Here is a 25147-nt window from a genome sequence, read left to right on the forward strand (position 1 = left end):
ACCTTAGCCGGGCTTTTTCGTTATAGCTGAAAAAAGCTATCCTGCATTCACCTATCTTTATGTGTCTAATTTCTTTCCATTTCCTATGCATAAATTCTACATAATCTTTATAGGACTCTTTTTATTTTGCTCTACTACGCTGATGGCACAAGAGCAGGCCTCTCCCTCCTCCGACAAAAGGAAGTACACCAGTATCAAAATCGGGCCAAGCCTGACGACCTTAGCACCCAAAGAGGAGCCTTGGTTTGGCGGACAGATTGGAGTCCATGCCGGCATAACTTACCTTACCATGGAAAACGACTGGTTAGGTATACAAATGGAGGCTCAGTATTCTCTTCAGGGAGCCAAGATCGACAGGGGCCACCTGTTGCTACATTACTTCAATGTTCCTCTGCTTGCCAAGGCTTTTATTGCCCCCCGTGTAAGCTTACAGGGTGGTGGCTATGCAGGACTGTTGCTGTCTGAGCGATATGAATTTGAGGCCTACTCTTCCAGGCCGAACATGAAAGGAAGTGACTATGGGCTGGCCTACGGGATTACTTTCGGAGATGAAGCCAAACTAACCGGCAGCCTTCGACACCAGGTGGGACTTGCCAAAGTCATAGACGCTAAGAACCAAGTATTCCAACTATCCCTCTCCTATTGCATCAGTAGCAAATAGTGTCAGTAATATTATCTTTCTGGCTAGAAATTTGCTATCGTTCATAAGATAAATCCCTAATAAATAGTCTTATGCGATATATAATATTAGCCTTGCTCCTGCTTGGTTTTGCGGCCCCGGAGGTACGTGCGCAGCAGGAGTTCGCCAGTCTGGAGCTACCCTTGCGCCGGGCTGAAGACCTGGTGTCGGTAGCGGATGGCGATGGCAACGTTTGTCTTTACTTTTTTCAAGGCGGTAAGCTGAACTTTAGCCTGGTAGATGCCCAGGGGCAGACCGTGGCCACACAGGAAATCCCCTATCGCAACGGCCAGCAACCCCAGGTGCTGGGCACCCGCGTAACCGATACGGAGTTTGTGTTTTACAGCCGCTTTGTCAACGGCAACAAGGAGTTTGTGCGCCCCTTTGCCGTGAACAGGTATAGCGGTGCCTTCCGCAGCCTGCCCGATGTGCCCTTGCGTCGCGAAAGAAATGAAACGTTTGTTGGGGCCTTTGCGGACGCCTCGCACTTCTACATGATCTACACCGATAAAAAGGACAACCTGATCCTGCACCGGGAACTGGACGAAAGCTATTACGAGAAGAAGACGTTCCAACTGGCCGACCTACCACGTACCCGCACCAAAGGCGAGCGCCAACAGGAACTGATCTTTGTGCACCCTGACCTGGAGCGCACCGTGTTTGCCGGCCAGCACCGCAGCAAGATCTATACCCGCGGCGACAAGCTATACCTGGTATTCGACGGCTTTTCGCTGCGTGGCAAGAAAAACGAACTGACTACCGAGATCCTGACACTCGACTGGCCAAGCGGAAAAACGGAGTACCGCACCCTACCGTCGCTGGCTGTAAAAAACGAGGCCAATTTCAACTCCTTTTTGCATGGCAATACCCTGTTTCGGGTACAGCTCGAGAAAGACGCGTTTACGCTGACTGCTTTCGACTTCAGCAGCCTGCAGCCGATCAAGGAGTACAGGTATACGGCCGACCAGGACATTGACATCAAAGCCACGCCGGTGCACCAGCGGGGAGCGGGCGCCTTGTTTTCGTCCGGCAATAGCGTGATCGAGAAAACGTCTAAAGTGATGCGCAACTTATCAACCGGCAAGCCTGCCATTACGGTGGATGCCTTCAACGACAGCACGCTGCAGCTGACCATTGGTTCATATCAGCCACCGGCCCGCCGCAACCCTGGCGGAGACCCGACCAGGCTGGTGCGCACGCCGGACCGCTATATCCAGACCTCCCGCGGCTTATTCCTGATGCCGGGCCGCTGGATACCAGCCTATTCGCTGCCGTACAGCTACAGCATGTCCCCCTACAACCGCTACTACTACGACCCGTTCTACAACCAGGCGGGCGAGTCGGTAGGCCCGGGCACCAGCACCTACTTCAGAGCTGTGCTGGACAGCGAAACGCTCGACAAAGCCTTTGTGGCGAAAGACGACAGCACGGCCGCCACCGTGCAGGATAAGATAGAGGCCTATGAAGAGGAGCTGAAGCAGACGCCGGAGTATAAAACCCTGTACCGCTATGGCAACAACAAGCTGCACTACGGCTACTTCGACAAGCGCAGCAAGACCTTTAAAATTTTGGAGTTCACACAGAACTAAGCCCAACAAAAAAGCTTCGCCGGATCCGGCGAAGCTTTTTTGCTTTAATTAGCTATTCCTTTTACAAGCCCATCAATTTCTGGATTTTTGCCTGCACGGCAGGGTCTTGCTGGTAGGCCAACATGATCTGCTCGTAGCGCTCCATCGTCATGCCGTCTTTCTGGATGGCCGTCTGCATGTTCTTCTCAATGTCAGGCTGCATTTCCATCATGCGACCGATCGCTTTGTTAAAGGCGGCTTTTTCAGCGGCTGTGCCTTCAGCTTCGTCCAGTTTCTGCTGCTGATGTGCCTGCGCCAGGGCGTTAAACTTATCCACGCTCAGTTTTTCCTCTTCCAGAATCACCAGCATGGCTTTTTCACTTTCCTGCTGCAGCTCCATCAGGCGGGTGCTGGCATCTACAAACAGCTTGATATCCTGGTCAGAAATAGCCTGCGTTTGCTGCTGCGGCGCTTTCTGGGGAGTGGTCTGCTGTGCCAGAGCGCTGCCACTGACAGATACGAAACCTACAACAAGTCCTGCCACAGCAGTGACTTTCAGTTTATGGAAAATATTCATAAGACTCGGGGGTTAAAATTTTTGAAATGATCAATAAGGAAAGGCAGGCTCTCTCAATTACCACTTAAACTATACATTATTTGAGAAAAATAGTTTTCAGCTTTTAGTTGCCTGCCGCTCCATGGTCCAATAATCCTGCCAAAAGCGAATGCCAGCCGTTTGCATAACAAAGGATGCCCTTGTATAATATTATACAAAATATCAGGAGAATACTGGTCTATATAGGTATATCCTACTATATTTATTGTTCAATCCTTTTTTTGAACAACCTGCGCGCATGAGAAACCTATACAAACTTATTACCCTGTACCTGGGGGTCCTACTTTCAGTACCAGTTGCAGCACAAAGTGATTACAAACCCGGTTACGTCGTGCTTCCGCAGGGCGACACGCTGCAAGGCCAGGTAAGTTATCGCACTGATGCGCTCGGCAAAACGATCGGCTTCAAAAGAGACGGCCAGTCGACCACGGCCTCCTATACTGCCAATGACTTAGCAGGCTACGGCTTTCCGGGCGACCGCAACTTCCGCACCCGCACGCTCGACCATGCAGATACCCTGGCTGCTGAGTATGTGTTTATGCAGGAGTTGGTGCGCGGCACCATGAGCCTGTATGTGTACAAGGGCACTTATTTTGTTGACAAGCGCGACAGCTCTGAGAAACTGCACAAGCTTTACATCACAAAAGAAACCTATGTCAACACGTATGGCATAACAGCTCAAAGAGACATCAACCACTACGTGCGCACCCTCAACACCCTGATGCAGGATTGCTTCGAGATGTTCCAGAGAGTAGAGCGGGTGAAGCTGGCTGAGAAAAGCCTCGTGGACCTGATTACCGCTTACAATACCTGCGCCGGAGACCCGCAGGAACAGATCACGTTTAAAGAATCGAAGAAGTGGTTTGCCATTCGTCCGGGCGTTGTGGCGGGTATGAGCCATACCTCGCTTCACTTCTCGGCCAAAGACGAAAGGTACCTGCACCTCGATCACGCCGAATTCAACAGTAACACGCACCCTACTTTTGGCTTGGCTTTGCTGCTCTACTCTCCTCGCATCAACCAGAACGCGTCGCTGCTGCTGGAGGGGCGCTATGCGCAGAACAGCTTTCAGGCTGACCCGACCTATGTTTGGTTTGATGCGTACTACGACAACGAGATTTCTTTTGACCTGAGTGCCTTTAAGTTGACCACTGCCTTCCGCTACGACTTTGCCGGCAAGGCAGTCCAGCCTTTCGTGAATGCGGGTGTTTTCCATAACTTTATGCAGCGCCGCGAGTACACGCACACCCAGTATTACCGCCAGACCGAGAACAGCAAACCTACGCTGCGCGACCGCGACATTCCCGGGTTTGTGAACAATGTACAGCAGGGTTTTATGCTAGGTGCAGGCGCTTACCTTCACATCAGCAAGCGTCGCCTGTCGCTGGAAGCCCGTTACGAGCATGGACAGGATTTGCACGAGCAGGGCATCGTAAGCAAAACAAGCCAGGCGCTCACCTCCAATACCAGGACGGTTTCAATACTGCTCGGGGTATACCTTTAGGCTGACGGCTTCTTAAGTGTGTTAAAACTGTTAACGGAATCAGCAAACCGCCGGACCTTGTCCCTGGATTCTAGCTCCAACCAGTAATCTTTAGACATCTATACCTTATAAATCGGCCGGAACTCACTAAACTCCCAACCCTGTATACCCCTACTACCTATACCCAATCCTTTATGAAACAATTTCTACTTGCTGGTCTGGCCTTGGTGGCCCTTCTTATCCCTTTTCATGCGACCGCCCAGATTTACAGGCCGGGCTTTATCGTACAGGCCGACGGCGACACAACCAAAGGCTTGGTGCGATACCGCGAAGGCAAACTGACCTATCAAAGTTGTATTTTTAAGACCTCGGAAGAAGCAGAGGCCAAAGAATACCTCCCTGCCGACATCCTGGCCTACGGCATTGAGGGAGAGGCTCCTTTTATGAGCAAGCAGGTGCCGAGCGGTGAAGGCGTGTCGAACCCCATGTTCGTAGAGGTAGTGGAACAGGGTAGAATTATGCTCTATACCCAGAACAATCTGCTATACCTGGAGAAAGAGAACAGCGGCCTGAAGCACTTATACCTGCAGAACGACGATCATAATCTGCCCATGTACACAGGGGAAAGACAGACGGTCAGTACTTCCACCCAACACCTGATCCTCATTAACTCCCTCACCCTCGACTGTCCGGTGCCTGACAAACTGATGCTGAAAGTGCGGCAGCGCCTGCATGTGCCGGATGTAACGGCCATCGTCCGAAATTACAATACCTGTGCAGCGCCAACCAGTGCCATCTCCTACAAAAAGGATCATTCATGGCTCAAGACAGAACTGGGCGTGTTTGCAGGCAGCTATTCAACGTCACTTCAGTTCAACCACAACACCACCATACACAAGTTTTACGGGGCAGACTTTTCCATGACACACAATTTTGTTTTTGGCGGCGTGTTAAACTTCACCTCACCAAAGAAAAGCGAACGTCTGTCAGTGCAAATGGAGCCGATGTATAGCCAGGAGCGACACATCGGGAGCTTCAACTATCCCAGAGATTCCTACACGATCAGTGGAGAATATACCATTGCGATGACACGCGTGTCGTTGCCTATCATGCTCCGCCACACGATCACCACCAACGGCAGGTTCAGCCCTTACTTTGGTGCAGGTATAGTGACTGATTACATCCTGGACAGCAAGGTAACAGGAACTCAGCGAACCGAGTACCATGCTACCGGCCACGTACAAAACAGCAGGATGGGGAGAAATGAGGTTGGCACCACGCTTTCGCATGCCTTAACTGCTGCTGTGGGCACCAAACTTCAGATAAACGAAAGACACGCTGCTTTACTGCAGTTCAGGTATGAGTATGGCCGGTATCTGGCTACAGACCTCAGCAATTCAGACTCCAGGGTTTGGCTGACCGACAAGCACCAGGGCTTTTACCTAATGGCTGCTCACCTGTTCAAATAAATCAGTTGCTTCCTATCACCTATCAGCAGATGACAAATTCTTTTCATCCGCTGATAGGCAGGAAATGGATGTACACTTATTGTCATTAACCTAATGGCTTTAAAGACAACTGCTCTTCCGGCGTTAGCGTTCCGGAAGAGCAGTTGTCTTTAGCAGGTATAGAAAGAAAAGTAGATGGGTAGTATAGGCCCTACACCTCCTGCTCCTGATACCCCTTCAGCTTCTCTTTCTCTACAAGTTGCTTCTCCAGCAGTTTCTGCACTTCCGGCTTATCGAAGTCTTCCACGGTTTTGATGTGCTTCATCACCTTTTTCATAATGGCGTCCTGCAGGCGGCCGGTTTCCAGGGCGTAGGAGTACGGCAGGTCGGTGAAGGTGACCATGGAGTAGAGCGGAATCCACTTGTCGGGGTATTGCTGGTTGATTTTGCCTTCGATTTTCTTGCGAAGCAGGAAGCGCGGGTCAGCCACCTTGTCGCGCATTTCGATGAAGTTCATCACGGCCAGGTCGGCAATGGCGTCGGCATCGGGTTTGCGTATGCGCTCAAACTTCTTGAAAAGGCTTTCCCAATCCCCATTGAAGTTTTCCAGCATTTGGTCAAGCACGGTGATATCTTCAAAGCCGGCATTCATCCCCTGCCCGTAGAACGGCACCACCGCGTGGGAGGCATCGCCTATCAGCAGGGCTTTGTCCTCAAACGACCACGGAAAGCACTTCACCGTCACCAGCGAACCGATGGGGTTCGAGAAATAGTCCTCCGCCAATTCAGGCATAAGGGGCACAGCATCGGGGAAAGCCTGCAGGAAGAAGTTGCGCAGGTCGTCGTCTGTTTTGATGCTCTCAAAGGAAAGCGCGCCTTCGTAGGGGAAAAACAAGGTACAGGTAAAGCTGCCGTCCAGGTTGGGCAGGGCAATCATCATGTAGTTGCCACGCGGCCAGATATGCAGGGCGTGCTTTTCCAGTAGCCAGCCGCCGCCTGCCGCCGCAGGTATAGTCAGCTCTTTGTAGCCATACTCGAGGTAGCTCTGTGAGTAGTTGTAGCGCTCGGTTTTTTGCATAGCGTTGCGCACCATCGAGAAAGCGCCGTCGGCCCCGAAAAGCATTTCTGTTTGCAGCTCCTCCAACCCGCCAGTTTCGTGGTTGCGCAGCGTGGCTTTGTTGCGGTGCAGGTCCAGGTCGAGCAGCTGCCGGTTAAAATGGTAGGTAATGTTGGGGTTCGGCTCCGACAAATCCATCAGGGCGGCGTTCAATCCTGCCCGCGACACCGAGTAGATGGACTGCCCCTCTTTGCCATAAGGCTGAAACGTGAGGTTACCCTGCTCGTCGTGCATCATGCGGCCGTGCATGGGGATGGCCACTTTGCGCACGGCCTCTTCTATACCTATACCGCGCAGGGCCCGAAAGCCACGGTCGCTCAGGGCGAGGTTAATCGAACGACCACCATCGAGCAGGGTCTTGCGCATGTCGGGCCGGCGTTCATAAATGTCCACCTTGTGGCCACGCTTGGCCAGGTATAGCGACAGCAGCGAACCAACCAGTCCGGCTCCCATGATGGTGATGTTCTTTCTCTCGGCCATAGTGCAAGGGTATAGAATATACTGTTTGTAAAGAAACGTTTTCCAATCGGGAAAGACAATACTCGGCGGCAATATACCTTAGCCCACAATAGTGCGGAAAGTGAGGTTGATGCGGGGTGCGATTTGGCGGCTGGTTTTGGGGAGTTGGTGCTGCCAGTGCTGCTGCGTGGCACCCTGCATCAGCAGCAAACTGCCATGCTGCAGGGTGAGTTTAACCGTGGGCAGATCTTTGCGCCGGCGGTGCCGGAAAGCGAAGTCCCGCTCCCCGCCAAAGCTAATGGAAGCTATACCTGGTCCGAGCGCTTTCTCGTCGTCGGCGTGCCAGCCCATGCTGTCCTGCCCGTGACGGTAGTAGTTGAGCAACACACTGTTATACCTGTCGCCGGAGGAGGCCTCCACCCGCTCCTTTAGTTCCAACAAGATAGGCAGCCAGGGCTGGGGCGCGTTGTACAGGCCGGAGTAGGTATAGCCTTTGTCGCCGTACCACGCCGTGAGCCGGGGAAGCGGGAGTTGTTTGCCGAACATCCTGATTTCCTCCTGTTGCCAGGCCACTTCCTCCGTTAGCAGCTGCAGGTATAGGTCGCTTTCCTCTTTCTTGAAAAAGTGCGGCGCGTAGTATACCTCGGCCTCCGGTATGTCGAGTTGCGTGAAGTTTTCGTTCTTCTGTATCATCTGCTTTCTCCGGCTTTTGCCTGTCTTCACCTGTTTTCACCAGGAGTCCTATACCTACCAATACTTTGTGGCTGCAAACCCCGGCTAGGTGCTGTACCGCGTCTGCGCATGCAGGGTTACCAGGCTGTATACCTTTAGTCCAAATCTAACATTCTAAGGAAACAGCGCTGCAAAGAAAAAAATTTGAGCAAGAAAATTCAGGAGCACAATTGCAATCCAAAAGTTAGCTCAACTACACGCAAAGGCAATTTATGGCTGGTGCGCTGGGAAAGGAAGCTGTGCTACCAGCACCGCACTTTTAAAACCCTTTTAGCATAGAGAAAGGAATTTTGCTATTCCAGACGTATCTTTATGGCTTTTTACCGAATACAAGATTTGTTTTGAAAGTATTAGAAGAATTCTTTGTCGCGTTCAGCGACCTGGCCTGGGGCATGCCACTGTTAGTGCTGTTGATGGGAGGCGGTGTTTATTTCATGCTCTACTCAGGCTTCCTGCCTTTCCGCTACATGCGCCATACCATCAACGTGCTGCGCGGCAAATACGATGACCCGAACGATCCGGGTGAGATCAACCACTTCCAGGCGCTTTCGGCGGAACTGGCAGCCACAGTAGGTATGGGTAATATCAGCGGTGTGGCTGTTGCCATAGCCATCGGCGGGCCAGGTGTGTTGTTCTGGATGTGGGTAAGTGCTTTTGTAGGCATGGCCACCAAGTTCTTTACCTGCACCCTGGCGGTGATGTACCGCGGCCGCGACAGCAAGGGCCAGTTGGAAGGAGGCCCCATGTATGTGGTGGAAACAGGGCTGGGCAAAAAGTGGAAGCCGCTGGCTGTGCTGTTCGCAGTGGCAGGCATGTTTGGCACACTCCCTATTTTCCAGGCCAATCAGCTAACCCAGGTTATCCGGGAGGTGGTGCTGGTGCCCAGTGGCTTCGCCACCACTGACCTGTTCTATACCAACCTGATCATCGGGATTGTGCTCGTGATCGTCACCTCGCTTGTTATTTTTGGAGGAATCAAGCGCATAGGCCAGGTAGCAGGCAAAATGGTGCCGGGCATGGTCGTGCTGTACATGCTGGCTGTGCTCTACATCATGGCCGTCAACTATGCTGCTATACCTGACGCCTTCCTCCTGATCTTAACTGATGCCTTTACTGCTGATTCAGTACTGGGAGGTGCTGTAGGGGCCATTATTATAGCGGGAGCCCGCCGTGCCGCTTTTTCGAACGAGGCAGGTATAGGCACGGCCGCCATGATGCACGGAGCCGTTAAAACCGATGAGCCGATCCGCGAAGGACTGGTGGCGATGCTGGGCCCCTTCATCGACACCATTATCGTGTGCTCGCTTACTGCCTTCGCGATCATTGTGACGGGTACATGGCAAACCTCCGAGGCCAGCGGCGTAACCATGACGGCCACCGCCTTCAACAATGCCATGCCGGGCTTCGGCAGTTATGTGCTGATGGTCTGCGTCCTGATTTTCGCTTTCACGTCGCTCTTTTCCTACTCCTACTATGGTACTAAGTGCTTCAGCTACCTCTTCGGGGCGAAATACAAGCACTACTACAACTACTTCTATGTAGTCACTATCGTGTTCGGCGCCACAGCCACCATCACGGCCGTAATCGCCCTGATCGACGGTATGTTCGCTTTGATGGCGATCCCGACCATGATCTCAGCTCTACTGCTATCGCCTAAAGTAATGGCCGCCGCGCGTGATTACTTTACAAGGATGAAGGAGTTTAAGAAGTTAGAAAGTCAGAAAGTTGAGAAGGTAGAAAGTATGGGAGTTTAGGGGTTTGAAAGTTTAGAAATCAGATCTCCTTAGGTATAAAAAGCGGAGCCAGTTTCCCAAAGAACCGGCTCCGCTTTTTGGTTTACTATCGCTCCTACTCCATCCCCCTTCTCCCGCCTTCCATATGCTGCATTTCGCTCTCCTGCCCTTCGCCGGCGCTGTAGAAGCGGGTGGTTGGGTAGGCGAACCGGATATCGGATGTGGCCAAGAACTCCGTCAAGGTATCTTCCCATATCTTGTTCTCGCTTTCGCGGCGGCCGTTGAGGTTGCAAAGGTAGCGTACCGTGATCTGTATGCCGTTCTCTCTTACTTTGATAAACACTTTTGGCTCGAAGCTCCGGTAAAAGATCAGGTGTTGCTGGGCCTCGATGCGCACGCGCTGCTCCTGTTCTTCGTTCAGCCGTTCAGAGTGGCGCAGGGCAATGTCCTGCAAAATGACCTTGGCCTTTTGCCAGTTGCTTTCGAAGGTGATGCGCAGCTGCACCTCGTGCCACAGAAACGGAAAGCCGTAGTTGTAGTTGATTTGCCCCTGCGTGAACACCTGACTGTTAGGTATGTGCACCACGCGCCCCGTCGCCTGCTCCGAATCCACCCACTCGCCGAGTTCGTTGATGGTGAACTGGAAGAAGCCAATGTCGATCACGTCACCGGTATAGAGGCCTATTTTGATGCGGTCGCCTACTTTAAAAGGGCGCTTCCAGATGAGGAATACCCAGCCCATCATGTTCAGGATAGGGTCGCGGAGCACCACCACCAAACCCACCGAGAAGATACCCAGAAACGTGGTGATGGACTTGAACCCTTCGAACCAGATGTTGGCCAGAAAAATAATGCCCAGCGCGGTTACCACGTAGTTAGTCGTTTTCTTCCACTGGTACAGCTTGCGCGTGTCCGTCTGCTGCCGCGAGGCCAGCCGCAACAGCACCCGGCTGAGGACCCAGAGCACCAGCAATGCTATCAGCGACTTCAAAACGTTTTCCTGTACCTGGGCTGACAGGTGAAAATTATCCTCTATCCAGTATTCAATCTTGCGCATAGTGCTTATCTCTTTCTCAGGCTAAAATCGTAAAAAAAGCGCTTTTTTCAAACCTTCTGGCGGGTCGCCTCCAGCTGCCGCACGCGCCGCGGGCTACCCACAATCCAAACTATATCGCCTTCCTCTATCACTAACTCCGAGTCGGGGTTGAGGATGCGCCTGCCTTTCTTCTCTATACCAACAATCAGGCCCTTCGTTTTCTCACGCACGCCCGATTCGCGCACCGTGCGGCCGTGCAGCATCGAGTCAGACGATACAACCAGCTTCTGTAAACCTACTTCTTCGCGGGTAGTCGCGCCGTCCTGGGCAGGTATAAACGCCTCGCTGATGAAATTTCCAAAGACGGCGATTTGCTCGTCTGTGCCGAATACGTAGATTTTATCACCGGGAAATATACGCTCGTCGCGCGTCGGAGCCATAATGGTACGGTCTTCCCGCTCTATAACGGCCACATTGATGCCATATTTTTCGCGTATCTGCAGCTCGCTCATACTCTTGCCCACCACCTCGGCGTTTGGCGCCACCTCAAAGCTGGTCAGGTGCGCGTCCCAGGGCACCAGGGTATGGGTCATGCTGCTGGCAGCCGCTATTTCGCGGGCGTTCAGGTTCGACATGAACCGGTTCTCTATCCGGATATAGAAGTTCTGAATCCTTTTAGAGAAGAGCACCAGCAGGACAATGATAAGCAGACTCACCACGAGCGCCACCTGCACCGAAACCACCCGGTTGAGCAAAAAGCCGATAACCAGGATGGCTATACCTACCCTGGTGAACTCCAGCACAATAATCAGGCTGCGGTAGTTGCGGTTGGCCCAGATACGGCCCTGCGCCTCTTTCTGCGGATGGTACACGGCCATGGCCCACAGGAAGGGCAGCATCAGGACCAGGGCGATACTAACCGTGGCGACGCCTCCCCAAATACCGGGTATGACTTCCTGGGTCATGAATGGATATAGGTAGTTTTGAGACAGCAGCACGATCGCCACCAGCAAAACAGAGGCCACCACCATGTTCACCACATAGGAGCGCAGCAGTATTTTCCAGTCGCTGGCCGTGCCGATGGACCGGGCACCGGAACTATACTCGTTGAGCCGCTTCTTCCATTTCTTTGGCAGCATTCGCTCCACCGTTTCGTAAAGCGGCTCAGACATTTTGATCATGTAAGGGGTGGTGAAGGTCGTAATAGCCGACACTGCCACCGCCACAGGGTATAGGAAGTCGCTGGTTACCTTAAGCGTAAGGCCCAGGGTGGCGATGATGAACGAAAACTCCCCGATCTGCGACACGCTCATACCTGACTGAATGGAAGTTTTGAGTCCCTGCCCCGCTATCAGGCCACCGGTCGTGATGCTTAGCAGCTTCCCCACCAGCGTGACGACCGTAATGATGGCAATGGGCCCGGCATACTCCACAATCATCGCCGGATTGATCAGGATGCCCACTGACACAAAGAAGATGGCGCCGAACAAGTCTTTCACAGACATGACCAGGTGCTCTATCTTCTCGGCCTTGGTCGTCTCGGCCAGTATGGAGCCCATGATAAAGGCCCCCAGCGCCGGCGAGAAGCCCACCTGCGCCGCCAGAATCACCATCAGGAAGCAAAGCGCGATGGCAACGATCAGCAGTGTCTCGTCATTCATCAACTTGCTTGCCTTTTTGAGCAGCGTAGGTATAAGGAAGATGCCTGCCAGGAACCACACCGCCAGGAAGAAGGCGAGCTTGAGCACGGCCTGCAGCATTTCGGTGCCCGCAAACTGCTGGCTCACCGCCAAAGTCGATAACAGCACCATCAGGAGGATGGCCACCAGGTCTTCTACGATGAGCACCCCAAATACCAGCCCGGCAAAGCGCTTTGACTTCACGCCCAGTTCGTCGAAGGCCCGGATGATAATGGTGGTGGAGGAGATGGAGAGGATACCGCCCAGGAACACGCTGTCCATAGTGTTCCAGCCCAGCAGTTTGCCTGTGAGGTAGCCCAGCAGGAGCATCACCACCACCTCTACCCCAGCCATGATGGAGGAGGCCCCTCCTACTTTCACGAGTTTTTTAAAGCTGAACTCCAGCCCCAGGCTGAACAGCAGAAAAATCACCCCGATCTCGGCCCATACGTTGATGTTCTCCAGCTCAACTATGGTCGGGAACAGTTTAACGTGGGGGCCCACCAGCAAGCCCGCAATGATGTAGCCCAGCACCAATGGCTGCTTCAGTTTTTTAAAGATAAGCGTCATGATGCCGGCTGCACCAAGAATCAACCCGAGGTCCAGGACCAGATTGGGGAGGTGGGTCATATAGTCGTGTCGTACTTAAACATTCGGTCTGAATTCAATACGGTGGCAGCTTGCCAACCTTGAAATATAATTAGAAAAATGACTGCATGCAGGCCTCATACCCCAATATTAGCAGGCAGGCAATTTATTAGTTATACTTGTCCTGCAGCCGGCGCGATGCATATTTTTCTAACTACCGAAGCCTTAATTCTGCATGGTCTCCGCCATGGGGTAACGTACTCCCGCAGTACCGGCTGCATTGAAGTGCAGACTCCGCACATCGTCCGCCGCCGGCATCTCGAACACCTCCAGATCAAAATACTTAACTGCTGCCAGCAGGTGGTCAAAAATATCGGCCATGATGCCTTCGTACTCCACCCACACAATGCTGTTGGCAAACAGGTATAGCTCGATCGGCATACCGGTGGTGGTTGGCTCGAGCTGGCGCACCATCATGATCATGTCTTTGTGAGTGCCCGGGTGCTGCTTGATGTAGGCATCGATGTACTTCCTGAACACACCCACATTGGTCAGGCTGCGGCCGTTAATAAGGAGACTCTTGTCGATCTCGTTCTCTTTATTGAACCGGCTGATTTCGCCCTGGCGCTCCTCCAGGTAGCTTTTCAGTAACTGAATTTTGCTCAAACGGGTTACTTCTTCGGCTGACAAATAACGGATGCTCGATATCTTGATGTAGACAGAGCGCTTGATGCGCCGCCCACCCGAGGTCTGCATGCCCCGCCAGTTTTTAAATGAGTCGGAAATCAGGTAGTAGGTAGGGATGGTGGTGATGGTTTTGTCGAAGTTCTGCACTTTCACCGTCGTCAGGTTTATTTCGGTCACGGCCCCGTCTGCGCCATACTTGTCCATGGTGACCCAGTCGCCGATGCGCACCATGTCGTTGGAAGAGATCTGAATACTGGCCACAAAACCCATGATGGTGTCTTTGAAGATCAACATCAGAATGGCCGAGGCCGCACCCATCGCCGTGATGAAGGTCCAGGCGTCTTTGCCGGTAAGGGTGGAGAAAATAAGCAGCCCGGCCATGAAGTACAGGAAGATGGTGATCACCTGCAGAAAACTCTCGACCGGTTTTTCCTTAAAGGTCTCGGTGGTTTTGAGGAAGTCCTTACAGGTTCGCAGCAGCGCCCGCGCCACCCACATCCACAGCAGGATCATGTAAATGTCGGTTAACTTGATGAGCGGTGCGACCCAGCCGGGGAAATCGGCAAACACGATCGGGATAGCTTCCACCACCAGAACGAGCGGCACGATGCGGGCCAAGTATACGATTACTTTATTACGCACCAGGTACTCAACCAGCCTGGTGCTGGACTTGGCCGCAACCTTATGCAGGGTGCCAACCAGCAGCTTCCGGGTGAATAAATCGGTCAGGTATACCAGCAGGGCTGTCACCGCAATCAGGGCGAACAGGTTGATGTACATGGCTGCCTGCTCGGGTATACCTAATTTCAACAATTGGTCAGATGTCCAGCTACTGATTTGATCGTTCGAATAAGTAGTGTTCATGGTAATGGGTAAAGGGGTTAAAATGACTGGGAGGTGAATGACATGCTTCTGCCTGTTTGAATAGGGCCGGCACCGGAACCACTGACAAGTGACTTGTGCCCACCGGCCTGTGCCGGTAGAAGTTGTGATGGTGCTGCGCTAAGGAGCGTTCTGTAGGGTAGCGCTGGCAATTGCCAGCGCTTTGCAAAGATAGGGCTTTTGCTTTAAAACTGCTTAATGGTGTCCTTCCAGGCAGGCGTGCAGGATTTCGGAGAAGCGGTATACCTCCTCGAAGCTGTTGTAAAGCGGCGTGGGCGCGACACGGATCACGCTCGGCTCCCGGAAATCCACAATAATGCCGGCTTCCATCAGTTTATTGAACAGCTCGCGGGCGTTTTGCTTTACGAGCAGTGATATCTGGCAACCGCGGGCCTGCGGATCGCGTGGCGTGATCATCTCTAGCACGTCTTTGCCCACCTGCACATCGTCGATCAGGTATTCAAGGTACCCCGTCAGCTTTTCGCTCTTGGCGCGCAGATTCGCCATACCGGCCTCGTCGAACAGCTCGAGCGAGGCGCGGTGCACCGCCATCGGCAGGATCTGGGCATTGCTCAGCTGCCAGCCTTCGGCGCCTGCCATGGGTATAAAGCCTTTCTTCATCTGGAAACGCACGCTCGCGTCGTGGCCCCACCAGCCGGCAAAGCGCGGCAGGTCCGGGTTGTTGGCGTGGCGCTCGTGCACGAACACGCCCGCCGTGCCACCCGGTCCGGAGTTAAGGTATTTGTAGGTACACCACACGGCAAAGTCCACATCCCAGTCGTGCAACTGCACGGGCACGTTACCGGCCGCATGCGCCAGGTCGAAGCCGACCACTGCGCCCACTTCATGCCCCACCTGGGTAATGGCCTGCATGTCGTATACCTGGCCGGTGTAGTAGTTGATGCCGCCCATCAGCACGAGCGCCAGTTCGTCGCCGTGCTCGCGGATGCTCTGCAGGATGTCTTCAGTGCGCAGCGTGTGCTCGCCCTCTCTTGGGAACAACTCCACGATGGCCTCCTCCGGGGTATAGCCATGGAACTTCACCTGCGTTTCGAGCGCGTACTGGTCCGACGGGAAGGCCCCGCCCTCCATGATGATCTTGATGCGCTTGCCCTCTGGCCTGTAAAACGACACCAGCATCAGGTGCAGGTTCACGGTGAGTTGGTTCATGATCACCACTTCCTGCGGCTTGGCACCCACCACGCGGGCAGCCCCGTCGGTGAGCAGCTTGTGGTAGTTGAACCAGGGCTCCTCGCCCTTGAAGTGGCCTTCTACAGCGTAGTTCGCCCACTTGTACATCTCGTTGTCGATGTACATCTGCGCCGACTTGGGCTGCAAACCGAGCGAGTTGCCACAGAAGTAGATGGCATCCTGGCCGTTTACCTGCGGAAAGTAAAAGCGGTCTTTAAAATGCTTGAGCGGGTCGAGGTTATCTTGTTCCTGCGCAAAGGCAAGGCTATTCTGGTAGTTCATTTTTCCGGTACGGGTAAGAGTGTACAGCTAAAAGGCAGCATCAGCCCCTCAGTTCATCTCCCGCGAAGATAGAAAATAACTGGGCAAAATTTAGTAAGCCCAGGCTCCTTAACCTCCCAGTTACTTCCAATTTGTCTTCCCAAAATCATACTTTAGGCCAAGGCTGAACGATTTCGGTAGCTCCTCTAGAACCAACAGGTTGTTGATTTCTGCGTAAGCCGCCATTCTGGGCAATAGTTTCGATTCAAATCCAATACTAGGCCTAAAGCGGAGCGCAGACTTAAGCCCATTTTCATTATAGCCTTCTGCAGGATGGCTATAAGACATATAGGCAATATCCAAAAAGTGAACGAGCATGTAAGCGCTGAATTTTTCTGTTTTCTTAAACGCCATTTCATACCGCAAGCCCAAGCCATACATCTGTGCTTTCTCTTCCCCGAATCTGAAAGAAGAGTAATCCATGGACGCCTTAATAGAATGTCGGCTGTGCTTAGAGAAGTAATATTGAAGACCAGCCTTATTTCCGTAGCCACGTGCTTCAATCGGAATGTCCTTGCTGAAGCCATACTTGCTGTATTGCGCAAAGAAAACCCAGTTCGGCTCTCTCTCGGTTTTCTTATCGCCCTGCCATTCGTAGCTAGCCTCTCCCTGGTTATATTCCCGAATTATCCTGGTCAGGCTATTCTCTCTCAAACTTGTCTTCTCCAACTGCTGCACAAGGTCCATGCGGTCATGCATCAGCGAGCTGAGCGTGCCGATGTACTTGTGGTCTTTCCGCAAATACTTTTTATCCCCCTGTTTTTCATATACGCTGTTATTCTCGAGTCTGTGCAGCGCATCATCCTTGGATACATAGTAGTATTCTGTTGAATTCTCTTCTCTCACGTAGACGGAAATTTTGGGCGACTCGATCAATACTTTCAGCACCAAAGTAGCACTGTCAGCATTCGTTTTATAGCGTTTTGCTATAAACTTCTCGCCGTTATCGAGCTTTATTTCCGTTACCTGATCTGCTGTGAATACCTGCCTGGTTCCCTGATCACCGGAGAAGCTGATCTCATTTGGCTGGTCGTAAAAATAAGTGACCGTTCCCGTCAGATTATCTCCACTTTTCAGGATAATGGCCCCCTTTTGACTTTGGATCTGGGCATACAGCGCCGCCGGGAAGAATAGAAGAAAGAGTATAAGTTTGAGTTTCATAAAAAAGGGGAAATTATAATTCGGGGAGCAAATATAATTTAACCCCAGATATTTACACTATACCTTCCACACATCTTTTGTTATAAAGACGGCACACTGGAAACATATGTAAATGAGGCGCTTGTTAGAGGTAGCCACGTACAGGCGGTACTAGAAAATAACTGCGATTTATACCTTCGCCCTCGAAACAATCGCCGAGTCCTTCACAAAAAGACTCTTTTCCAGATTCAGCCATTCCAGGGCAGTACCGTGCAGCATGCGGTCTTTGGTGGCGCGGTCGTAAGGCATGGATTCGATCAGTTTGCCGGGCTCGAGTTCGCCTAGCGGGAAGGGGTAATCGGTGCCGAGGGCGATGCTGTTGGCACCCACCAGGTTCACGAGATAATCCAGTGCCATGGGATCGTGCACGAGCGAGTCGAAGTAGAACTTGCCCAGGTACTCGCGTGGGTTCACGTTGTTGTCGATGGCACACAGGTCGGGGCGCACCTCAAAACCGTGTGCGATGCGGCCGATGGTAGCCGGAAAAGATCCTCCGCCATGGGCAAAGGCGACACGTAGCTTCGGCAGTTTTTCGAAGATACCACCGAATATCATGGAGCAGATCGCCAGACTCGTTTCGGCAGGCATACCTACGAGCCAGGGCAGCCAGTACTTGCTCATCTTCTCCTTGCCATACATATCCCAGGGATGCACAAACACGGCTGCACCCAGCTCTTCGGCCGCCTGAAAAATCGGGAACAGTTCGGGCGCATCCAGATTCCAGTCATTGATGTGCGACCCGATCTGTATACCTGCCATACCCAGTTCTTTCATGCAGCGCTCCAGTTCTTTGATGGCTAATTCGGGGTCCTGCATCGGGATGGTACCGAGGCCGATGAAGCGGTCCGGGTAGTCGGCTACTATACCGGCGATGTGGTCGTTGAGCATCCTGGACAGGTCGTAGGTATGCTCGGGCTTAGCCCAGTAATTAAACATGACGGGCACCGTGCTCAGCACCTGTACGCCCACCTGGTGGTGACTGCACTCGTGCATGCGCACGTTGGGGTCCCAGCAATTATCCTGAATCTCGCGAAAGAACTTATCGTCCATCATCATGCGGGCGCAGCAGGGCTTGTGGTGCTCCAGCCTGACAAATCCGCCATAGCCATAGCGCTCACGCAGATCGGGCCACGTAGCGGGCAGGATGTGTGTGTGAATGTCAATCTTGAACAGATTATGCTCGGTAGGTATAGGCTTCTGGTTTTGCATGCTGGTAAACGGGCGAAAATGCGGCTATACGGTATACGGCCAAATCAGGCAATTCATCAAGATACACATTTTATAGATTCTACACCTATACCTTACGCAGGCTTCACCGGTGGCTGCAGCACCTCGCCGCACTTTTTGCAGGTACGCAACTCCTCATTATCCCAGAAGTTGCCCATGATCACCGGTAGTTGCTTTACGATGTCCGTTACTTCCGTGAAGTCCTCATGCAGCTTGTTGCCACAGTTCTCGCAGAACCACATAAAACCGTCTTTCTCGCCTTCCTTGCGGTAGCGTTCGATCACCAGGCCGACGGTGTTGGCAGGGCGCTGCGGGGAGTGTGGCACTTTGGCGGGCAGCAGGAAGATCTCTCCTTCCCTGATCGGAATATCCACGGGCTTGCCGTCCTCGATGATCTTCAGCACAATATCGCCTTCCACCTGATAGAAGAATTCCTCGCTTTCGTCGTAGTGGTAGTCTTTGCGGGCGTTAGGGCCGCCCACCACCATCACAATAAAGTCATCGTTGCCTTTGTATACCTGTTGGTTGCCCACCGGTGGCTTGAGTAGGTGACGGTGCTCCTCTATCCACTGCTTGAAATTGAAAGCGCGCTGTATGGCCATAGTTCTATCGGATTAGGTTGATTTTTGAATGTACGAAAAAGTATGTAGAAATGGTAGCTCAGGTATAACTCCGCCCCAGACTGCCGTGCAAGTTTAAAGCCTTTTACGTACATTTAAGCATGAACTTAGACCTGACCGATAAAAGAGCCATCGTTTGCGGCAGCACGCAAGGTATAGGCAAAGCCATCGCCATAGAGCTGGCCCAACTCGGCGCCAGCGTAACGCTGGTGGCCCGCAACGAAGCCAAGCTGCAGGAAGCAGCCCGGGAACTGGACAACAGCAAAGGCCAGCAACATGATTATCTGGTAGCCGATTTCAGTATGCCAGAAGAACTGGTGCAGCAACTACAGGTATACCTGCAGCAACACGAGCAGGTACACATCCTCGTCAACAACACCGGCGGCCCGGCTGGCGGACCGATTGTGAATGCGAAGCCCGAAGAGTTTCTGAGCGCCTTTAACATGCACCTGATCAACAACCATAACCTGGCGCAGGCAGTGATTCCGCTAATGAAAAAGGCAGGCTACGGCCGCATTATCAACATTATCAGCACGTCGGTGAAACAGCCATTGCAGAACCTGGGCGTATCGAACACGATACGCGGCGCCGTGGCCAGTTGGGCCAAGACCATGGCTAACGAATTGGGGCAGTTCGGCATCACGGTGAACAACGTGCTCCCTGGCGCGACCCGCACCGGCCGGCTTGAGTCCATCATCGAAAACAAAGCGAAGAAAACCGACAGCGCCGTAGATAAGGTGGAAGAAGAGATGATGGCTGAAATCCCGGCCCGCCGCTTCGCTGAACCCGAAGAAGTAGCGGCAGCCGCTGCGTTTCTGGCTACGCCCGCGGCGGCGTATATCAACGGTATCAATGTGCCGGTGGATGGTGGTAGGACGGGGAGCTTGTAAGTAAGCACCTGAAATGGCAACGCTTTTTGTAATGGTCTTCCTCAACTTATGCTTTGTGGCAACTCTGTTGAGCTTATCCAGATTTTATAAACTTAGATTAGAAGATTATCTTTTCAATCTGATATGCTTAAATCTGGTGGCCGCTCTGATGTATATCTGCAATTATTTTGACATACTCGTGGAGTATCCGATGTCAGCTAAGTACTTCGTGTCACTTGCAGTTGTTTACATTTTAGCGGAGCCTTTCAGAAAAGTCATCCTGAAGCAACTCAGGTTTACTATAGAGAAATTTAGGCGCTAAAAAATTATTCATTGTTAATTCCCTAGCTGTGCAACACATCCATAACTACATCGACGGCCAGTTGGTAATGCCTGTGGCAGGGCAGTACATCGACAACTACAACCCCGCTTTGGGCGAGGTGTACTCGCTTATACCTGACTCAGACGAGCAGGATGTGGAGCAGGCGGTACAGGCGGCTTTGAAAGCATTCACGGCCTGGTCGAACACGCCTGCCGAGAAGCGCGGACAGATCCTGATGCGCATTGCCGACCTGATTGACCAGAACCTGGACACGTTGGCCGAAGCGGAATCGATAGACAATGGCAAGCCGCTAAAACTGGCGAAGTCGGTGGATATACCCAGAGCGAGTAGCAACATGCGCTTTTACGGCACTGCGATCCAGCATTTCGCTTCGGAGGCGCATTACATGGAGGGAACCGATGCTATCAACTATACCGTGCGCCATCCGCATGGCGTGGTGGGCTGCATTTCGCCCTGGAACCTGCCGCTATACCTGTTTACCTGGAAAATAGCTCCTGCCCTGGCCGCTGGCAATTGCGTGGTGGCGAAACCTTCTGAGGTCACTCCTATGACGGCTTATATGCTGTCAGAAATCTGCATCGAAGCGGGCTTACCGGCAGGCGTGCTCAACATTGTGCATGGCTACGGCCACAAGGTAGGTGTGGCCATGACGGCGCATCCGAAAGTGCCGGTTATCTCTTTCACCGGCGGCACGGCCACCGGGCGCACCATCGCGGCCACGGCGGCCCCGATGTTCAAGAAGCTCTCACTGGAGCTGGGCGGCAAGAACCCAAATATCATCTTTGCCGACTGCGACTTCAACAATGTCCTCCATACCTCCATTCACTCCTCCTTTGCCAACCAGGGACAGATCTGCCTCTGCGGCTCCCGCATTTTCATCGAGCGGCCGCTGTACGAGAAATTCCGCGACGCATTTGTAGAAAAAGTAAAGGCGATGCAGGTAGGTGACCCGATGGAAGAAAACTCGAAAATGGGCGCGGTGGTATCGGAACAGCACATGCAAAAAGTGCTGTCCTATATCGAACTCGCAAAGCAAGAGGGCGGCACCATCCTGACCGGCGGACACCAAGTGCAGGTAGAAGGACGCTGCCGGAACGGCTGGTTCATCGCCCCGACCATCATCGAAGGCCTCCCCTACAACTGCCGCACCAACACTGAGGAGATCTTCGGTCCGGTCGTTACGCTCACCCCTTTCGACACCGAAGAAGAGGTCATCCAATACGCCAACTGCACCGATTACGGCCTCTCCGCCACCATCTGGACACAGAACCTGCCGCGTGCGCACCGTGTCGCGCACCAGGTTCATTCCGGCATCATCTGGGTCAACACCTGGCTCCTGCGTGATCTGAGAACTCCTTTCGGTGGCATGAAAAACTCGGGTGTAGGACGCGAGGGCGGTTTTGAGGCACTGCGTTTCTTTACAGAGCCACAGAATGTTTGTGTGAAGCTGTAGGAAAGCTCTCTATACGTTGCATAGTACCTTCCTTACAGTTCGCCTAGCTCTAAAATCAGCAGTCTTTTACCTCTCCCTGCATTTATGCGTACTTTTGCAGGATGGACTTTAAGAGAAGAAGACTGGCCGTTACGTTGCGGAACCAGATTAACTATCCTTTACAGTTTAACCCATTTGTATTCAGCAAGATATTCCTGCTGTGGGTAGCTATTGGCATAATTGGGGGGATCATTGCAGGCATTTATTGGATGGTTCTGGAGGGGATGCTTCACTTTCTGGCACCTATACAGGGCTTGTTTGTTATTCCGCTCATGGCTGGGGCCGGCTTACTCGCCGGCCTTATCATCCACTATCTCGGCGACCCCGGCGAGATGGACCTCATCGTGAACAACATCCGCTTCAAGGGCGGGCACCTGGAGCCCAAGAACAATCCCTCCATGATCTTGTCGTCATGGTTGTGTATTGCAAGCGGCGGTAGTGCCGGCCCGGAGGCACCGTTGGTACAAGTGGTTGGCTCTACCGGCACCTGGATCGCGAAACAACTCAAAATAAGAGGGGAAGACCTCCGGTCTCTAACCATAGCAGGCATGGCTTCCGCTTTCACAGCACTCTTTGGCGCACCACTTGGAGGCACCCTGTTTGCTTTAGAAATCCTTCACATAAGCATGTGGTGGAGTACTACCAGGCCCTGATACCTGCCTTTGTCGCCAGTTGCTCCAGCTATGTTGTTTTTATCCTGATCACGCACATTGGCATAGGGCCCACCTGGAACTTCCCCGTGTACGCGACTCCTGAATTAAACGACTTTTTCTACGCCATGCTCTATGCGCTGGCAGGTACTGCGGCGGGCTGGCTTTTTATTTTCACGGTGCGCCAGTGCAGGGCGCTCTTCAAAAAGTTCAGAGTCCCGATCTACGTGAAAATGGCCGTAGGAGGATTACTGATCGGCATCATCGCCTACTATGTTCCGCTTTCGCGCTACTTCAGCCACGACGAGCTCAATGTGCTCCTGGCTGAGGAGTTTACACTCGGGTTTCTGCTCCTGCTATTGGTAGCAAAAATCCTTGCTATCAGCTTTACAGTTACTTCGGGTTGGCGGGGCGGATTTATTATTCCACTCTTCTTCGTGGGAGCTACTGTAGGCATGATCGTCAACCAGGCTTTCCCAGGACAGAACCTACCGCTTATCCTAATCAGCTGTATGGCGGCTATTAATGCCTGCGTCACCCGCACTCCTATCAGTACGATTATTCTACTCGCAACGCTAACTGGCTTCCAGCACTTTATCCCGATCATGTTTGCAAGCCTCACCGGTTTTTTTCTGGCTCCTAAAACCCCACTGATCAATGCGCAGCTTGGTGTAAAAGAATAGGTTGTTTTTAAATGCCTGCACGCGCCTATATGCCTTTAACGATTTAACACGTAAGTACTTAGAAACATTGGTTTAGGGGTTTGAAGAAAAATACCGGTTCCGGGCAATCCGCAGCTATCCTGACCAGCTTAGGTATAGCCGAGGCAGAATGGCGCGCGCAAGGTATAGCGCCGCAGACGCTGGTGGCCATTTACCACGATTTTATACAGCGCAAGTCGGAGCTACTGGAGATTGCGGCACAGACATCCCGAAGTCTGCAGTACCTGCCCGACGTACATGCCGTTAGGTATCGGGTGAAAGACCCGCTGCACCTGCTCCGCAAGATCATCCGCAAAAAAATGGAGTATCCTGACCGTACCATTGATGAGCACAACTACGTCGATTGGATTAATGATTTGGCTGGTGTGCGGGTGTTATATCTCTACAAGGCGTCCTGGCAGGATATTGGGCAGTTCATAAAAGACAGATGGGAGTTGAAGCGACCTCCAATCGCCTATATCGGTGCTGGAGAAGCCGATTTTGTTGCAGACGAATTCGCTGCTGCTGGCTGCGACATCAGGAGACATGATCATGGGTATAGGGCGGTGCACTTTGTGATTCGCACGCAGCCAAACCGACAACGTTATTTTGTGGAGATACAGCTGCGCACTCTTTTTGAAGAAGGCTGGAGCGAGATTGACCATACCATCCGTTACCCGGACCAGAGCTGCAGCGCCACCGTTCGGGAGCTACTAACGATCCTTAACCGCCTGACTAGTCAGTCCGATCAGCTTGCTTCTTTTATCAGGGTAGTGTTTAACCTGATTTATACCTCAAATCAAATCCCTGAAGAAGAACGGTCAAAGCTATTTGCACAATTGCAGGCGCTTCCCATAAGCCAGGCAGAAAAACGTCGACTGCAGGAGCAAATCCAACGCATCCTGACGAAGGTATGGTAAAGACTATACCTGACACGCGTTACTGCTTCTTGTTTGGCACCAGGTTGTGCACTACCAGTTTCCAGCCGCCGTCTATCGCTTTCCAGACTTTCAGGTAATAGCCTGTCTCTCCTTCTCCAACTTTGCCGCGGATATAGCTGCCGTAGGTATAGGCCATATCAGCTGCCGGCGAAATATCGTGCCCGAGTGTAGTATACAATATGTTTGAAGCTGGCTCTATGCTCAGCTTCTTATACCTGAAAGGGTACTGACCTGCCCCGTAAATCAGTGTTTCGTCGTGATAAGGCTGCACCCGCAGCACATCTTTTTGCAGTAAATCCTGCGCTGTTCCTTTACTTGCTTCAACGCCTGCCGTCGGCTTATAGGCTTCCGCCTTTATCTGAGCTACCGGATAAGAATTCCCCTGGTCGATGGCTACTTTCCACTGTCCGTCAGGCTGCTTTTTCCAGACCGATAGGTAAAAGCCTGCTCCTGTCGGCTGCTTATCCGTCGGGTTGGCTCTCACCTCGTAGGGTCCGGTGGTATAGCCCCAGTCCAGGGAGTTGGAGATATCGGCATACGCAGGGTACCACGAAAGTTTGGCGCTGCTTTCCGGCCGACTGCCATAGCCCTCTTTGCCATTCATCGGCTCAGGCAGGAACACAATCGCGTCGTCTGCCAAATACTCCAGGAAGGCAGCCCGTATACCTTTCTCAACAGAGGTTGATGCAAAGCTTATCTCGGCTTCCACCAGTTCAGCGAGCGCTTTATCACGGCTTTGGGCCAGGCTCTGAAAAGTGCATAGCATAAACGGAAGGGACAGGAAAAGTAGTTTTTTCATAGTGAACAGGTATAGCCTTCCTAAATTTAGCAGCTATCCGCTGTGCACTTGCAACTAGTCACTTATTTTATTGAGTGTTTCACTTA

21 protein-coding genes are annotated in these 25147 nt (G+C 52.5%); 10 read left to right on the top strand and 11 right to left on the bottom strand.

Annotated features, from left to right (window positions below; genetic code table 11):
- Window positions 1–142: 142 nt before the first annotated feature.
- Together Q4E40_RS10645 and Q4E40_RS10650 are read left to right on the top strand one after the other, a co-directional pair.
- Complete coding sequence (locus Q4E40_RS10645) at window positions 143–661, top strand: outer membrane beta-barrel protein (RefSeq protein WP_303412071.1); 519 nt, start codon at window positions 143–145, stop codon at window positions 659–661.
- Window positions 662–732: 71 nt separating this feature from the next.
- Window positions 733–2268 (top strand): hypothetical protein, encoded by a 1536-nt coding sequence (locus Q4E40_RS10650; RefSeq protein ID WP_303412072.1) that lies wholly within the window; start codon window positions 733–735, stop codon window positions 2266–2268.
- A 61-nt stretch (window positions 2269–2329) separates the two neighbouring features.
- Here Q4E40_RS10650 and Q4E40_RS10655 read toward each other — a convergent pair whose 3' ends face one another.
- Window positions 2330–2824, bottom strand: coding sequence for a DUF4168 domain-containing protein (locus Q4E40_RS10655; protein WP_303412073.1), 495 nt, complete (start codon window positions 2822–2824; stop codon window positions 2330–2332).
- Between the two features lie 277 nt (window positions 2825–3101).
- On the opposite strand from Q4E40_RS10655, the gene Q4E40_RS10660 reads away from it, so the two are divergent.
- Both Q4E40_RS10660 and Q4E40_RS10665 read left to right on the top strand, forming a co-directional pair.
- Window positions 3102–4367 (top strand): PorT family protein, encoded by a 1266-nt coding sequence (locus tag Q4E40_RS10660; RefSeq protein ID WP_303412074.1) that lies wholly within the window; start codon window positions 3102–3104, stop codon window positions 4365–4367.
- Between the two features lie 173 nt (window positions 4368–4540).
- Entirely contained in the window at window positions 4541–5815 is a 1275-nt protein-coding gene (locus Q4E40_RS10665; RefSeq protein ID WP_303412075.1) for a porin family protein, read from the top strand.
- A 190-nt stretch (window positions 5816–6005) separates the two neighbouring features.
- Here Q4E40_RS10665 and Q4E40_RS10670 read toward each other — a convergent pair whose 3' ends face one another.
- Both Q4E40_RS10670 and Q4E40_RS10675 read right to left on the bottom strand, forming a co-directional pair.
- Window positions 6006–7391, bottom strand: a complete 1386-nt coding sequence (locus Q4E40_RS10670; RefSeq protein ID WP_303412076.1) for an FAD-dependent oxidoreductase — start codon at window positions 7389–7391, stop codon at window positions 6006–6008.
- 78 nt (window positions 7392–7469) lie between these two features.
- Entirely contained in the window at window positions 7470–8063 is a 594-nt protein-coding gene (locus Q4E40_RS10675) for an alpha-ketoglutarate-dependent dioxygenase AlkB family protein (protein WP_303412077.1), read from the bottom strand.
- 380 nt (window positions 8064–8443) lie between these two features.
- On the opposite strand from Q4E40_RS10675, the gene Q4E40_RS10680 reads away from it, so the two are divergent.
- A complete protein-coding gene (locus Q4E40_RS10680; RefSeq protein WP_303412078.1) occupies window positions 8444–9856 on the top strand; it encodes an alanine/glycine:cation symporter family protein in 1413 nt (470 codons plus the stop codon).
- Between the two features lie 94 nt (window positions 9857–9950).
- Here the strand turns inward: Q4E40_RS10680 and Q4E40_RS10685 are convergent, their stop codons facing one another.
- The 7 genes from Q4E40_RS10685 to Q4E40_RS10715 all read right to left on the bottom strand — a co-directional run bounded on the left by Q4E40_RS10685 (window position 9951) and on the right by Q4E40_RS10715 (window position 19248).
- The gene (locus Q4E40_RS10685) at window positions 9951–10892 is read right to left on the bottom strand and encodes a mechanosensitive ion channel family protein (protein ID WP_303412079.1); all 942 of its coding nucleotides are present in this window, start codon (window positions 10890–10892) and stop codon (window positions 9951–9953) included.
- 47 nt (window positions 10893–10939) lie between these two features.
- Window positions 10940–13180 (bottom strand): monovalent cation:proton antiporter family protein, encoded by a 2241-nt coding sequence (locus tag Q4E40_RS10690; protein ID WP_303412080.1) that lies wholly within the window; start codon window positions 13178–13180, stop codon window positions 10940–10942.
- A gap of 183 nt (window positions 13181–13363) precedes the next feature.
- On the bottom strand, window positions 13364–14689 hold the full coding sequence (locus Q4E40_RS10695; RefSeq protein ID WP_303412082.1) for a mechanosensitive ion channel family protein: 1326 nt from the start codon (window positions 14687–14689) through the stop codon (window positions 13364–13366).
- 213 nt (window positions 14690–14902) lie between these two features.
- A complete protein-coding gene (kynU, locus tag Q4E40_RS10700) occupies window positions 14903–16180 on the bottom strand; it encodes a kynureninase (RefSeq protein ID WP_303412083.1) in 1278 nt (425 codons plus the stop codon).
- A 120-nt stretch (window positions 16181–16300) separates the two neighbouring features.
- On the bottom strand, window positions 16301–17380 hold the full coding sequence (locus tag Q4E40_RS10705) for a hypothetical protein (protein ID WP_303412085.1): 1080 nt from the start codon (window positions 17378–17380) through the stop codon (window positions 16301–16303).
- Between the two features lie 168 nt (window positions 17381–17548).
- Window positions 17549–18628: an amidohydrolase family protein gene (locus tag Q4E40_RS10710; RefSeq protein WP_303412087.1), complete on the bottom strand. Its 1080-nt coding sequence runs from the start codon at window positions 18626–18628 to the stop codon at window positions 17549–17551.
- Window positions 18629–18720: 92 nt separating this feature from the next.
- Window positions 18721–19248 (bottom strand): 3-hydroxyanthranilate 3,4-dioxygenase, encoded by a 528-nt coding sequence (locus tag Q4E40_RS10715; protein ID WP_303412088.1) that lies wholly within the window; start codon window positions 19246–19248, stop codon window positions 18721–18723.
- Window positions 19249–19367: 119 nt separating this feature from the next.
- Here Q4E40_RS10715 and Q4E40_RS10720 point away from each other — a divergent pair, with 119 nt between their 5' ends.
- The 5 genes from Q4E40_RS10720 to Q4E40_RS10740 all read left to right on the top strand — a co-directional run bounded on the left by Q4E40_RS10720 (window position 19368) and on the right by Q4E40_RS10740 (window position 24241).
- Window positions 19368–20156 carry an SDR family oxidoreductase gene (locus tag Q4E40_RS10720; RefSeq protein WP_303412089.1) on the top strand — a complete coding sequence of 263 codons (789 nt, stop codon included), beginning with the start codon at window positions 19368–19370 and terminating at the stop codon, window positions 20154–20156.
- Window positions 20157–20485: 329 nt separating this feature from the next.
- A complete protein-coding gene (locus Q4E40_RS10725; protein ID WP_303412091.1) occupies window positions 20486–21931 on the top strand; it encodes an aldehyde dehydrogenase in 1446 nt (481 codons plus the stop codon).
- A gap of 263 nt (window positions 21932–22194) precedes the next feature.
- On the top strand, window positions 22195–22623 hold the full coding sequence (locus tag Q4E40_RS10730; protein ID WP_303412092.1) for a chloride channel protein: 429 nt from the start codon (window positions 22195–22197) through the stop codon (window positions 22621–22623).
- Window positions 22599–23303, top strand: coding sequence for a chloride channel protein (locus Q4E40_RS10735; RefSeq protein ID WP_303412093.1), 705 nt, complete (start codon window positions 22599–22601; stop codon window positions 23301–23303). Before Q4E40_RS10730 ends, Q4E40_RS10735 begins: the two co-directional genes overlap by 25 nt.
- 80 nt (window positions 23304–23383) lie before the next feature.
- The gene (locus tag Q4E40_RS10740; protein ID WP_303412095.1) at window positions 23384–24241 is read left to right on the top strand and encodes a RelA/SpoT domain-containing protein; all 858 of its coding nucleotides are present in this window, start codon (window positions 23384–23386) and stop codon (window positions 24239–24241) included.
- A gap of 19 nt (window positions 24242–24260) precedes the next feature.
- Here Q4E40_RS10740 and Q4E40_RS10745 read toward each other — a convergent pair whose 3' ends face one another.
- Window positions 24261–25061, bottom strand: coding sequence for a YybH family protein (locus tag Q4E40_RS10745; protein ID WP_303412096.1), 801 nt, complete (start codon window positions 25059–25061; stop codon window positions 24261–24263).
- Window positions 25062–25147 lie beyond the last annotated feature (86 nt).

Source organism: Pontibacter coccineus (assembly GCF_030546575.1).
GTDB classification, from domain to species: Bacteria; Bacteroidota; Bacteroidia; order Cytophagales; family Hymenobacteraceae; genus Pontibacter; species Pontibacter coccineus.